This window comes from Nocardioides sp. GCM10028917, from assembly GCF_042666175.1.
Lineage (GTDB): Bacteria > Actinomycetota > Actinomycetes > Propionibacteriales > Nocardioidaceae > Nocardioides.
In genome coordinates this window covers 18,497-31,139 of record NZ_JBHTFL010000013.1, presented here as the reverse complement: position 1 = coordinate 31,139, position 12,643 = coordinate 18,497, and the positions used below count along the sequence as shown (strand labels likewise).

The following is a 12,643-nucleotide window of genomic DNA, read 5'->3' as shown; positions in this document are numbered from 1 at the left end:
CCTAGGTGACGTGCGCCTCTCCTGTTCGCCGTTTGCCCGATCTCCTCGCCTCCCGCTCCACGCCTCGGCGTAGGCTCCCCCCTCGTGACGATCCCCGCGTCCGCCTCCACCCCGCCGCTCGTCGTGCGCACCGTCCCGGTGGACCTGGCGGATCTCCCCCTCCTCGACCTGCTGCCGCGGCACGAGCCGGTCAGCTGGCTGCGCCGGGGCGAGGGCCTGGTGGGCTGGGGTGTCGCGGCACGTCTGGAGACGTCCGGACCGACCCGCTTCAGCGACGCGGTGAAGTGGTGGTCCGAGACCGTCGCGCGCGCGCGGGTCGAGGACCAGGTCGCGGAGCCAGGCACGGGCCTCGTCTCCTTCGGAGCCTTCGCATTCGCCGACGAGCCCGGCGAGTCCGTGCTCGTCATCCCGCAGGTCATCGTGGGCCGCCGCGGCGACCGGACCTGGCTGACGACCGTCTCGGTCGAGGCGCCGACGCTGGTCCCCGCTCGTGCTCCGGAACCTCCCGTCGGCCTCGTCTTCTCCGACGGCGCCCGCAACGGCGAGGAGTGGATGTCGGTCGTGGCCGAGGCGGTCCGCCGGATCTCCGCCGGCGACCTGGAGAAGGTCGTGCTCGCCCGCGACCTCATCGCGACCACCGACGAGCCGCTCGACGTCCGCTGGCCGCTCCACCAGCTCGCCGCGCAGTACGAGATGTGCTGGACCTTCCACGTCGACGGCCTGTTCGGCGCCACCCCGGAGATGCTCGTGCGCCGCGAGCGCGGCCTGGTCACCTCCCGCGTGCTGGCCGGCACGATCCGGCGTACGGGCGACGACGAGCGCGACCTCGCTCTGGCCGCCACGCTCGCCCGCTCGTCGAAGGACCTCGAGGAGCACGAGTACGCCGTGCGCTCGGTCGCCGACGCCCTCGAGCCGCACTGCTCGTCGATGAACGTGCCGGAGGCGCCGTTCGTCCTTCACCTGCCCAACGTCATGCACCTGGCGACCGACGTCAACGGCGTGGTCCACGACAACGCCACGTCGCTGCAGCTGGCCGAGTCGCTCCACCCCTCGGCAGCGGTGGGAGGCACCCCCACCACCGATGCCACCCGGCTCATCGCCGAGATCGAGGGGATGCCGCGCGGGCGCTACGCCGGCCCCGTCGGCTGGATGGACGCCTCCGGTGACGGCGAGTGGGGCATCGCGCTGCGCTCCGCGATGGTGACCGAGGCGGGCGTGCGGCTCTTCGCCGGCTGCGGCATCGTGGCGAGCTCGGACCCCGAGGCCGAGCTGGCCGAGTCGCAGGCGAAGTTCGTGCCGGTCCGCGACGCGCTCGGCGACGGCTGAGCTCAGAGGTCCCGGCCCGGCTCGCGACGCTCGAACGCCTGGCCTGCCGGCAACAGGTTGCCCATGTGGGTGGCGACCATGTCGAGGCCGATGTCGCTGTAGACGCGGTCGTGGATCGCCAGCGAGCGGGGCGCCGCGACCTCGCGCACGAAGTCGATCGCCTCGCTGACCTTGAGCCACGGCGCGCTGACCGGCGCGAGCAGGACGTCGACCTCGCGCCCGGGCGGCGTCAGCGCGTCGCCCGGGTGGTAGACGCTCGATCCCCCGGACTCCAGGACGTAGCCGGAGTTGTCGAAGCGGTCGTAGTCGGGGTGGATCACCGCGTGCTTCTCCCCCACCACCTCGACCGCCGTCCCGGCGACCTCGAGCCGGTCACCGGGCCGCACGACCGTGACGCGGTCGGCGACCTCGGGCGCCTGCTCGCGCAGCAGCCGATCGACCGCGGCGATGGTCCAGATCGGCACCCCGCTCCCGCGAAAATGGTCGGGATGCACGTGGTCGGGGTGCTCGTGGGTGATCAGGACGGCGTCCGCGCCCTCGAGCGCAGCGCCGTCGGTGAACACTCCCGGGTCGATGACGACGACACCGCCGTCGCCCTGCACCCGGACGCACGCGTGGCCGAACTTGGTGATCCGCATGGCTCCACCCTAGGCGCGCCCGCGGACGGCGAATCGTCGTACTCGTGGGGCAGAAGGTTAGGGTGGGGCAGCCTCCGACGGGTGGAGTGCCCTGGGGGAATCACCAATCGCACCCGAGACGAAGAGAGTCCTACATGTCTGCACGCCGCGTGCTCGCAGGCAGCGCCGTCGCGCTGCTCCTGCCCGCGTCCCTGCTCCTGACGGTCGAGACCGGCTCGGCCACCGACTCCGCGGCACGCCCCGCGTCGACGTCGGTGACCAAGAAGGCCGGCCAGAAGATCTCCGTGGAGGTGCTTCCGCAGATCGTCCAGCAGGGCAAGCGCACCGCCAGCGCCGACTCGGCCAAGGGCGCCGTCACCGCGACCATCAAGCCCGTCAAGGTCGGCCGGAAGGTCGTCCTCGAGCGGCTCGTCGGGACGTCCTGGAAGAAGGTCGGCACCGCCAAGCAGGAGAAGTCCGGCGACGCCAACTTCAAGGCCGCCGTCTCCAGCGGCGGCGCCGCCATGACCTACCGCGTCACCGCGCAGAAGTTCAAGGGCCTCAAGGAGGTCTCCAGCACCTCGGCCGACACGACGCAGTGGCTGACCCCGACCTTCAGCGACGAGTTCTCCGGCAGCACGCTCAGCCAGGTGTGGGGCATGCGCGGCCAGAAGTACGAGCCGCAGAGCAAGCGCAAGTGCTCCAAGGGTGACCCGAAGGCCGTCAAGGTCGGCGGCGGCGCCCTGCGCCTGAGCGTCATCAAGGACAAGTCGGCCAAGGGCAAGTGCACGGCCACCTCGCGCAAGGAGAAGAAGAAGATCTCCTACCGCCTCAACGGCCACGTCGGCACCGAGAACGCGTTCGACTTCAAATACGGCGTCGCCGCCGCGCGCATCAAGATGCAGAAGGCGCAGGGCCAGCACGCCAGCTTCTGGTCGCAGCCCAACGGTGGCAACGGTCCGGGCAGCGACGGCCACGAGATCGACATCATCGAGTACTTCGGCGACAAGCACCCGCAGGGTGGCCTCACCAGCTTCATCCACTGGTACAAGGGCAAGCGCCTGATCAAGACCGGCTCGTGGATCAAGGACTCGAAGTCGTTCCTGAAGAACAACAAGGACGGCTGGTCGAAGAACTACCACGTCTTCTCGGTCCAGTGGACGCCCAAGACGATCATCTTCCGCATCGACGGCAAGGAGACCTGGCGCACGTCTGCCCGCGTCTCGCAGGAGCAGCAGTACCTGATCCTGAGCCTGCTCGCCTCCGACTACGAGGCGCTGGAGATGTCGGACAAGAAGCTCCCGCAGCACATGTACGTCGACTGGGTCCGCGTGTGGGAGACCCCGCAGTCCTGATCGACTGACTCACCTGGCACGACGATCCGCGCCCTGGCCCGCTCTCCCTGTTTCAGGGAAGGACCAGGGCGCGGATCTTTGCGTCCAGCTCGGCCCGGTTGTCGCGTCGCACGCGCGCCTCGACCACCTCGATCCCACCGTTGGGCGTGGCGAGGGCCTGCTCGAGCTCGGGCAGTCCCGTGACCCGCAGGTGCGGCACCCGCGCCGCCGCGCACAGGCTGGCGACGTCGACGCCGTGCGGGGTGCCGAAGAGGGTGTCGAAGCGGTCGGCGTGCTCCGGTGCGCCCTGCTCGAGCGTGGCGAAGATCGACCCGCCGTCGTCGTTGACCACGACGATCGTCAGGTCGGGGCGCTCCTCGCGCGGGCCCAGGAAGAGACCCGTCGTGTCGTGCAGGAAGGTCACGTCACCCATCAGCGCCATCGCGCGCGTCGACCGCGGTCGGCCCAGCGCCGCGCCGATCGCCGAGCTGATGGTGCCGTCGATGCCGGCCAGGCCCCGGTTGGCGATGACCTTCCGGCGCCCGCCCACCTCGTAGCGCGCGACCATCAGGTCGAGGTCGCGGACGGGGTTGGAGGCGCCGACGAACAGCAGTCCCCCGTGTGGCAGCGCCCGGCTCACCGCGCCCGCCACCTCGTACGGCGTCAGGTCGCGCTCGGCGGCCAGGAACCGGTCGAGCCCGCGCGACGTGGCGCGGTCCGCCTCCCGCCAGGCCTCGAGCCATGCCGGGTCGTCCGGCCCCGTGACGTCGACCTGGTCCACCTCGCGCGCGACGCTGAACGGGCGCTCCGCCCACCTGCCGCGCTGGCGGGCCGAGACGACCTCGACGTCGTCGCGGGCGAGCAGGCGGGCGACCGGGCGCGACAGCGTGGGGTGGCCGTGGACCACCACCCGTTCGACCCGCCTTCCCAGCTCACCGGACAGCAGCAGCCGATAGGTGCGGACCACGTGGTCGCCGGTGCGACACCCGCTGGACGGCTCGGCGAGGAGCGGCCAGCCCGCCCTCTCGGCGAGGACGCGGGCCGGCGGCCCGGCGTCGTCCCCCGCGACGACGACCGTGCGGGGCCCCGGCTCGAGGACCACGCGCTCCAGAGGCGGGCCAACGGCCGGCACCGCCCACGTGGGCACGTCCCCACCGTCCCAGCCGTCGTCGTCGGGGAGCAGCGGATCGTCGAGCTGCACGTTGAGGTGGACCGGCCGCACCCCCTCGTGGGTGCGGAGGAAGGCGAGCAGCTCGTCGAGGTCCGCGGCTGCCACGTCGAGCGTGGGAGCGAAGGACCTGAAGATGCCGACCTGGTCGGTCGTCTGGTTGGCACCGGTCCCGCGCAGCCGGGCCGGGCGGTCGGCGGTCACCACGACGAGCGGCACCCCGGCGTGCGCCGCCTCCATCACAGCCGGCAGCAGGTGTGCCACCGCGGTGCCGGAGGTGCAGACGACCGCGGCGGGCTGGACGCCCACCTTGGCCAGTCCGAGCGCGAGGAAGCCCGCAGTGCGCTCATCCATCCTGGTGTGGAGCCGCAGGCCGTGCGCCTGGGGCGTGCCGGCCCGCGCCACGTCGTAGAGCGCGAAGGAGAGCGGCGCGTTGCGGGAGCCGGGCGCGATCACCACCTCACGCACCCCGGCGCCGCGGAGCGCGGTCACCACCGTGCGGGCGAGGTCGGTCGAGGGGTTGGTCACGCTCGCTGATCCTGCCCTACCGACGCCAGCCGGTCGCTCCAGTGGGCGACCCGGTCGGCAGGAGCCGCGAGCCGCGCCAGGGCCGCGTCGTCCACCTCGGGGCGGACCACGCGCAGCATGCCGTCGACCGGCAGCATCGGCTCGGTGACCACGTCGTCGGTCAGCAGCTGCACGGTCGCCAGCCCGCAGGCGTGGTGGAGCTCGGGGAGCGCCGCCGCGAGGGCGACGCCGGCGGCGATGCCGACGCTCGACTCGACGGCGCTGGAGACGACGACCGGCAGGCCGATGTCCTCGGCGATGCGCAGGCAGGCCCGCACCCCGCCGAGGGGCTGCACCTTCAGCACGGCGATGTCGGCGGCCTCGAGGTCGCGGACCCGGTAGGGGTCCTCCGCCCGGCGGATCGACTCGTCGGCGGCCACCGGCACGCCCACGCGCCGGCGTACGACCGCGAGGTCCTCGACGGCCATCACCGGCTGCTCGACGTACTCCAGCCCGCCCGCCGCGCGGTTGATCGCGGCGATCGCGCGGACCGCCTCGTCGACGTCCCACGCGCCGTTGGCGTCGACGCGCACCTGGCCGTCCGGCCCCAGTGCGTCGCGCACCGCCTCCACACGTGCCACGTCGTCGCCCAGCGTCTGGCCGCGCTCGGCGACCTTGACCTTGGCCGTGCGGCAGCCGCCGGCTTTGACGATGGCGTGCGCCCGGGCCGGGTCGGTGGCGGGGACGGTGACGTTGACGGGCACGACGCTGCGCAACGGCTCCGGCCACCCCACGTCCGCCGCCTCGCGGGCGCAGGCGAGCCACGGTCGGGCGGTCGCGTCGTCGTACTCCAGGAACGGCGACCACTCCCCCCAGCCGGCGTCGCCGCGCAGCAGCACGCCCTCACGGACCGTGATGCCACGGAACCTGGTGCGCAGCGGGATCGCGAAGACGTGCAGGTCGTCCACCGGCCGGGGCATCAGAGCGCGGCCCGGACGGCCTGCCGGTCGACCTTGCCGTTGGGCAGCAGAGGCAGGCTCTCGACCCACCGGAACTCGCGCGGGGCCCACGACCGCGGGTGCTCGAGGCTGACCCAGTCACGCAGCTCGGCCTCGCGGACGTTGCCGACCACCACGGCGACGACCCGCTGGCCCCACTCGGGGTCGGGGACACCGAGGACCTCGGCATCGGTGACGAGGAGGTGCTCGCGGAGCCGCCGGGCGACGGCGGTGACCGGGACCTTCACGCCGCCGCTGACGACCACGTCGTCGACACGGCCGATGACCTGCAGGCGTCCGTCCTCGTCGAAGCGGCCGGCGTCGGAGGTGAGGAACCAGCCGTCGACGACCGACTCGGCGGTCAGCCCGGGGTCGTCGGCGTAGTGGCTGAAGAGCGTGGGCCCGGCGATGCGCACACGTCCCTCGGCGCCGATCGTCACGCCGACCCCGTCGAGCGGCATGCCGTCGTAGACGCACCCTCCGGCGGTCTCCGACGAGCCGTAGGTCGCGACGACACGGACCCCCTGCTCCTCGGCGCGCCTGCGCACCGCCGGGTCGAGGCCACCGCCGCCGACGAGGACCGCACGGCAGCGGGCGAGGGCCCCCACCTGCTCGGGGTCGCCCACGATGCGGTGGAGCTGGGTCGGCACGAGCGAGGCGAACGTCGGGGTGCCGTCGTGGTCCGCCGGGACCGCACGCCCGATGTCGAGGCCGTCCACGACGACGGGCTCGTGACCGGCGACCAGCGAGCGGACGATGACCTGCACCCCGGCGACGTACGACGACGGCAGCGCGAGCAGCCACCGGCCCGTGGCGCCCAGCCGGCGTGCGGACGCCTCGACGCTGGCGAGCACCGCACGGCGCGGGAGCACGACCCCCTTCGGGCTGCCTGTCGAGCCGGAGGTCTCGATCAGCAGCGGCGGCGGGGCGTCGGCCTCCAGCCACCTCGACAGCTGCCGGATGGCGACGGAGGGCTCGTCCGAGGGCCGCAGGAAACTCACACGACGAACGCTAGTGGCTCTGCCACCATGTGCACGATGGACGGCACCGAGACGCGGCGCGAGCCGGGGACGCAGTCGTGGTGGCAGCGCCAGCTGCCGCCGTCGCCGCTCGCGCGGTCACTGTCGGTCCAGTCGATCCTCTTCGCCATCGGCGAGGGCACCTTCATCACCGGCTCCGCGGTCTTCTTCACGCAGATCGTGGGCCTCTCGGCCGCCCAGGTCGGCATCGGCCTCACCGTCGCGGGCGTCGTGTCGTTCTTCTTCGCGGTGCCGGCGGGCAAGCTCGCCGACCGCGTCGGCACGAAGCGCATGTGGGCGATCGGCGCCGGGCTCACCGCCCTGCTCTACCTCGTGTGGCCGCTGATCCACGGCTTCCCCGCCTTCCTGGCGATGATGGTCGTGCTCGAGGTGGTCAGCCAGGCCGGCTGGAGCGGGCGCGGCGCCTACACGATCGACATCTTCACCCGCGAGGAGCGTGTCCAGTCGCAGGCCTTCATGCGGGCCGCGCTCAACATCGGGTTCACGGTCGGCGCGCTCATCGGCGGCCTCGCGCTGGCCACGAACAGTGACGCCGTCGTGCGCGCCGTGCCATTGCTCACCGGCGCCATCCTGCTCGCCAACACGTACTGGATCACCCGGCTGCCCGACCCACCCGCCAAGGCGCCGAGACACACCGACGACGAGGTGATCAAGCCGCGTGCGTTGAAGAACCGGCCGTTCCTCGCCCTGATGACCGGCGACGGCGTGCTCGGCACGAACCAGGTGCTGCTCAACATCGTGATCCCGCTGTGGCTCGTGGAGGAGACCGACGCCCCGCGCGTGCTGCTCGCGTGGCTCTTCGCCACCAACACCGTCATGGCGGTGCTGCTGCAGGTCGCCGCCGCGCGTGGGGTCGACTCCGTCGCGCGGTCGCTGCGGGCGTCGTACATCTCGTCCGGATTCTTCGTCCTGTCCTGCGCCATCGTGCTGGTCACCCACGACACGATCGGCTGGCTCACGATCGCGCTGGTCTGGCTCGGGCACGTGACGGTGACCGGAGCGGAGCTCTACCAGTCGGCCGGCCACTGGGGCTTCATGTCGGACCTGACCGACGCCGACCAGCGCGCGGAGTACCAGGGCGCCGCCCACATCGGCGGCACGCTCGGCTCGGTGTGGGCGCCCGCGCTCTACACCTGGCTGGCGATGGAGCACGGGTCGATCGGCTGGATCACGATCGCGGCCATCGTGGTGGTCTCGACGCTCACCATGGGCCCGTCGGCCCGGGCCGCCGAGCGCTACCTCGCGCGGCACGGCTCGGCGACCTGACCGGCACCCCGACTCGGGACCGGCCCCGGACGTACGCCGTAGGGTCGCGGCCATGACCTCGTACTGGATCACCACCTACAAGGCCGTCCACGACCCCGACAAGGTGGCGGCCTACGCCGCGCTCGCGGGACCGGCGCTGACCGCGGCGGGTGGCCGGTTCCTGGCACGTGGTGTGCCGGAGGTGACCTTCGAGAAGGGCGAGTCCACCCGGACGATCGTGATCGAGTTCCCGTCGGTCGAAGCGGCCGTCGCCGCGCACGACAGCGAGGCCTACCAGGAGGCGCTCCGCGCGCTCGACGGCGGCGCCGATCGCGACATGCGCGTGGTGCCCGGGTCGTAGCCGCCCTACGACGCCGTCCACCCCGTGCTCCCCTGCCGACTGCGTGGCATGGTGGAGGGATGGACGCCTTCCGGCTCGTCGTCACGGTCGTCGTGATGGTGGGGGTCGTCCTGGCCATCCTGCTGTTCGAGAAGCGCCGGGCTGAGCGCATCAGGCGCGACACGGCGCGGATGGCGCAGGGCCGTCCCCTGGACGAGGACCAGGACGAGGCCGGCGACGGGGACGGCCGTCCGCGGTAGGCGATCCTGTGCCCACGGCCGGTCGTTTCACCCACCTCAGGGTGGAGACCGACGCGTGGTCGCGACCTACGGTCCAGAGAAGCGCTGGAAGCACTTCTCCCGAGGAGATGCCATGGGTGTCAACGTGGGATCGGCGGCCCCGGCCAGGCTGCTCGCCCTCACCTTCCTGGTGGGCACGGTCCTGGGCCTGCTGGGCGTGGTCCTCTGGGCGAGCGTCGTGGACGACGACGGTGACGACGCCACGCTGCAGGCGAGCAGCAGCACGGCCGACGAGTCAGGTCCAGAGCCACCGGCCGATGAGGCCTCTGCACCGCCGCAGCAGCCGGCCGACACCCGGGCGGCGCGTTGCTCCGAGGCGGCGGCGGCGCTCGAGGCACCCCTCGGGGCGGCGCGACCCGCTCTGCAGCAGTGGGACGTGCACGTCGACGCCATGAACCAGCTCGTGGTCGGCGAGATCACCCTGCAGCAGGCGACGACCTTCTGGAACCAGACCCGGGTCGGCGCGCAGCGAAATGTCGATCGCTTCCAGAAGGCCTGGTCCGCCCTGGAGCGCACGGGCGTCGACTGCCCGGCACCGGGGCTGCTGGGGCCCGCACCGGCCGCCGTGAGCTCGTGCTCCCGCCTCGTCGAGGCAGAGCTGGGAGTCGCGCGGACGGCCAGGACGTCGATCGACACCTGGGACACCCACGTGCAGCACATGGACATGCTCCGCATGGGCGTGCTGTCGCCCGAGAAGGCGACCGAGATGTGGCTGTCGATGTGGAGGCGCGGCATGCGGGACCTGGACGCCTACCGCGCGGCAGCGCGCAACCCGGCGCTGGACGTGGAGTGCCCGGACCCTGACTCCGCCGACTGAGCGTCAGGTGGCGACGACCTCGCGTACCCGCTCGAGCATCGCCTGCTCACCGGCACTGACCTGCTCCGCTCGGAACCCCATGAAGCCGCCCTCCTTGGCGGCCTCGGCCGCAGCCTGCGCGCTGGCCAGCAACCACGCGCCGTACGCCGCTGCCTCCTCGGCAGACGCCTTGGCGGCCACGACCGCCATCACCGCACGGAGCTCGGCGACCACCTCGTCCCCGACCGCCGGGCCCGTCGGCTTGTACCCCTTGAGCGGGTGACGGCGTTCCTGGACCATGGCCTGGACGTCGAGCGCCACGTCGGCCAGGAGCTCCTCGCGGCTCGGCGGGCTGGTGGCCGACTTCATCGCGGCCATCGTCTCCTTCGCGGCCTCGATCGGTCCGCCCGGGTCGGCCAGCGAGATCGCCAGGCCGGCCACGAACGGCGCCCGCACGATCCGGGCCCATTCCTCCTCGGAGAAGTCGCTCTTCGTCGTCACGCCATCATCCCTTCGAGCGCGGAGACCGCACCCCGTCCGGGGCTCGGCATGGCTGCCAGTGTCCACCGCGGCCGGGGGGTTGTCATCCCGTTCGGCGGGCTATCCGTCGCCCCGGGTCTGGCGTCGGATGACCAGCGCTGCATGGTCCGCCTCCGTCAGGCCCGCTCGGCGGGCCTCCTCTCGCAGCACGTCCCGGGCAACGTCGGGGCGAAGGCCCCGGGCGGCGGCGATGACACCGACGGCGATGCTGATCCGCATGCTCACCCGCAGCTTCTCGGGTCCCCGCTCCGCGTCCTGACGGGTGTGGAACGGGAGGTCCGCGTTGATCACCGCGCCCGGCGCCCACGCGCCGAACACGAACGCGATGTCCTCGTGCAGGTCGGTGAAGGCGTCCCACGAGCCGGCATACAGGTCGACGCTGTTGACCACGACGCCTCCGGCGAGGACGGGCAGGGTGAGGGTGGAGGACACGGCGGCTGCGGCGGTGTCCTGAGCCAGGCGTTGCCAGCGGTGCTCGTCGAGGACGCCGTCCTGGGCGTGGTGCGGCGCATCGAGGAGGCGGGGTGAGAGGTCGAGGACGGCGATCTCCGCGTCGGTGGCCGCGAAGGTGAGGGTGAGGTCGTGCTCGAGCGTGCCGACACTCATCCCCACGACGTCCGGGACCAGCGCGTGCATCTGCTCGCTGTGGCCGCTCAGCACGCGAAGGAGCTCGCTGTCGTCCTCGAGATCGAGCTCCGCCATGACCTCGAGTGTCTGCACGATGGGTTGCATGTCTCCCCCTCCGTACCTCCAACGCTGCGGTCGAGAACACGTTATGTCGAACGATGTACCGGGGGCGAGTGCGTGACTGCGACCTTCGTCGCGGCGCGGGTCGAGCCGGCGCGGCTGCCACACCAGCACCCGGTCGAGCATGTCACCCACCAACGCGAGAGTCGCCGCGTCGGACAGCTCGGACGGCACATCGTGGAAGGTCCGCGTCACCAGGTGACCCGGACCTTCCACGTTGTCGACGCGATCCCCGGATATCCGGGGATCGCGTCGGCCGGCCAGGTCTCACGACGGTCGCGTCCGAAATTCGCAGGACGACTGTCGGTGCGGCGGGCGAGAATGGCCGGCGATGTTCACTGCGCTGATCGCTTACCTCACCCCACCCTCTCGGCTCGCCGGTCGTCTCTCGACGCAGTCGCTGCTCTTCGCGCTCGGCGAGGGCACGTTCATGGCGGGGTCGGCGGTGTTCTTCACCGAGGTGGTCGGCCTCACCGGGCCGCAGGTCGGCCTCGGCCTGACACTCGCCGGCATCGCCGCGTTCATCGCGGCGTACCCGATGGGCAAGCTGGTCGACCGGTTCGGGCCCAAGCGCTGCTGGGCGATCAGCTCCGCCGGCCAGGCCGCGCTGGTGTGCAGCTGGCCGTTCATCGACAGCTTCGCCGGCTACGTCGCCCTGGCCGTGGCGCTCGAGGTGGTCGGGTCGCTGGGCGGCGCGGCCCACGGGGCGTACACGATCGACGTCCTCCCCGCGGCGGAGCGCGTGGAGTCGCGCGCCTACATGTACTCCGCGCTCAACGTCGGCTTCACCCTCGGCGCGCTCGCCGGCGGCGTCGCGCTCGCCACCGAGTCGTTGACGGTGATCTCGGCGCTGCCGTGGTTCACCGCGGCCGTCTTCGCTCTCAACGCCGTCAACATCATCCGGCTGCCCCCCGCCTCCCACGACCTCAAGACGACCGAGGAGCGCAAGGTCAAGGTCGAGGGCCCCGGCCCGATGAAGAACGTCGGCTGGCTCGCCGCGTCGTTCTGCAACGGCACGCTGTGGACCAACCAGGTCATCCTCAACCTCGTCATCCCGCTGTGGCTCGTGCAGAAGACCGATGCCCCGTGGGTGGTGCTGGCCTTCCTCTTCGGCACCAACACCGTCATGTGCATCCTCCTGCCGCTGGCCGCCGCGCGCGGGGTCCGTGACCTCTCGACCGGGCTGCGCGCCATCCGGATCTCGACGGTCTTCTTCATCGTGTCGTGCGTCATCACGTTGTCGACCCACCACACGATCGGCGTGCTGACGGTCGTCCTGTTCTTCCTGGGCCACGTCACCCTCACCGGCGCAGAGCTGTTCCTGTCGGCCGCCAGCTGGACCTTCGAGGCCGAGCTGATGGACCCGCGACGCCGCGGCGAGTACCAGGGCGCCGCCGAGCTGATGGGCACCCTGGGCCGGGTCTGGGCGCCCGCCCTCTACACGTTCCTCGTGATGGACTGGAGCTCACTGGGCTGGCTGGTCATCGCCGCGCTCGTCACCGCGGCAGCCGTCGGCCTGCACCCCTCCGTACGCCTCGCCCGCCGCTTCCTCGAGCAGCACGTGCCGGCCGACATCCTGGCCGACGCGACGTCCTCGGCGCAGGCGGCCGAGCCCGCGCCGCTGGGCCCGCCGACGGTCGACCAGCCCGCGGAGCCTGGCGGCGTGAGCCCGCTCGGCTCCTGACA

At 72.1% G+C, this 12,643-nt stretch carries 13 protein-coding genes; 7 read left to right on the top strand and 6 right to left on the bottom strand.

From position 1 onward, the window contains the following. Positions 1-84 precede the first annotated feature (84 nt). Positions 85-1,326, top strand: coding sequence for an isochorismate synthase MenF (locus tag ACFQW6_RS20270; protein ID WP_378549840.1), 1,242 nt, complete (start codon positions 85-87; stop codon positions 1,324-1,326). 2 nt (positions 1,327-1,328) lie between these two features. Here the strand turns inward: ACFQW6_RS20270 and ACFQW6_RS20265 are convergent, their stop codons facing one another. Beyond that, positions 1,329-1,964, bottom strand: a complete 636-nt coding sequence (locus ACFQW6_RS20265; protein WP_378549837.1) for an MBL fold metallo-hydrolase — start codon at positions 1,962-1,964, stop codon at positions 1,329-1,331. Between the two features lie 134 nt (positions 1,965-2,098). On the opposite strand from ACFQW6_RS20265, the gene ACFQW6_RS20260 reads away from it, so the two are divergent. Then, positions 2,099-3,298 carry a family 16 glycosylhydrolase gene (locus tag ACFQW6_RS20260; protein ID WP_378549834.1) on the top strand — a complete coding sequence of 400 codons (1,200 nt, stop codon included), beginning with the start codon at positions 2,099-2,101 and terminating at the stop codon, positions 3,296-3,298. 52 nt (positions 3,299-3,350) lie between these two features. On the opposite strand, the gene menD is transcribed toward ACFQW6_RS20260, so the two are convergent. From menD to ACFQW6_RS20245, 3 genes are read right to left on the bottom strand one after another with little or no spacing between them, the layout of a single operon-like run. Then, positions 3,351-4,973, bottom strand: coding sequence for a 2-succinyl-5-enolpyruvyl-6-hydroxy-3-cyclohexene-1-carboxylic-acid synthase (menD, locus tag ACFQW6_RS20255; protein ID WP_378549831.1), 1,623 nt, complete (start codon positions 4,971-4,973; stop codon positions 3,351-3,353). Beyond that, positions 4,970-5,932, bottom strand: a complete 963-nt coding sequence (locus ACFQW6_RS20250; RefSeq protein ID WP_378549828.1) for an o-succinylbenzoate synthase — start codon at positions 5,930-5,932, stop codon at positions 4,970-4,972. The genes menD and ACFQW6_RS20250 overlap by 4 nt, the downstream gene beginning before the upstream one ends. Further along, a complete protein-coding gene (locus tag ACFQW6_RS20245; RefSeq protein ID WP_378549825.1) occupies positions 5,932-6,951 on the bottom strand; it encodes an AMP-binding protein in 1,020 nt (339 codons plus the stop codon). Before ACFQW6_RS20245 ends, ACFQW6_RS20250 begins: the two co-directional genes overlap by 1 nt. 36 nt (positions 6,952-6,987) lie before the next feature. Here ACFQW6_RS20245 and ACFQW6_RS20240 point away from each other — a divergent pair, with 36 nt between their 5' ends. The 4 genes from ACFQW6_RS20240 to ACFQW6_RS20225 all read left to right on the top strand — a co-directional run bounded on the left by ACFQW6_RS20240 (position 6,988) and on the right by ACFQW6_RS20225 (position 9,691). Then, positions 6,988-8,256 carry an MFS transporter gene (locus ACFQW6_RS20240; protein WP_378549822.1) on the top strand — a complete coding sequence of 423 codons (1,269 nt, stop codon included), beginning with the start codon at positions 6,988-6,990 and terminating at the stop codon, positions 8,254-8,256. Positions 8,257-8,308: 52 nt separating this feature from the next. Beyond that, entirely contained in the window at positions 8,309-8,596 is a 288-nt protein-coding gene (locus ACFQW6_RS20235) for a DUF1330 domain-containing protein (protein ID WP_378549819.1), read from the top strand. A 59-nt stretch (positions 8,597-8,655) separates the two neighbouring features. Then, on the top strand, positions 8,656-8,835 hold the full coding sequence (locus tag ACFQW6_RS20230; protein WP_378549816.1) for a hypothetical protein: 180 nt from the start codon (positions 8,656-8,658) through the stop codon (positions 8,833-8,835). A 112-nt stretch (positions 8,836-8,947) separates the two neighbouring features. Then, positions 8,948-9,691, top strand: a complete 744-nt coding sequence (locus ACFQW6_RS20225) for a hypothetical protein (RefSeq protein ID WP_378549813.1) — start codon at positions 8,948-8,950, stop codon at positions 9,689-9,691. Positions 9,692-9,694: 3 nt separating this feature from the next. On the opposite strand, the gene ACFQW6_RS20220 is transcribed toward ACFQW6_RS20225, so the two are convergent. Then, a complete protein-coding gene (locus ACFQW6_RS20220) occupies positions 9,695-10,171 on the bottom strand; it encodes a hypothetical protein (protein ID WP_378549811.1) in 477 nt (158 codons plus the stop codon). Between the two features lie 99 nt (positions 10,172-10,270). Continuing rightward, the gene (locus tag ACFQW6_RS20215) at positions 10,271-10,942 is read right to left on the bottom strand and encodes a hypothetical protein (RefSeq protein WP_378549808.1); all 672 of its coding nucleotides are present in this window, start codon (positions 10,940-10,942) and stop codon (positions 10,271-10,273) included. A gap of 346 nt (positions 10,943-11,288) precedes the next feature. Between ACFQW6_RS20215 and ACFQW6_RS20210 the strand changes: the two genes are divergently transcribed. After that, on the top strand, positions 11,289-12,641 hold the full coding sequence (locus ACFQW6_RS20210; protein ID WP_378549805.1) for an MFS transporter: 1,353 nt from the start codon (positions 11,289-11,291) through the stop codon (positions 12,639-12,641). Positions 12,642-12,643 lie beyond the last annotated feature (2 nt).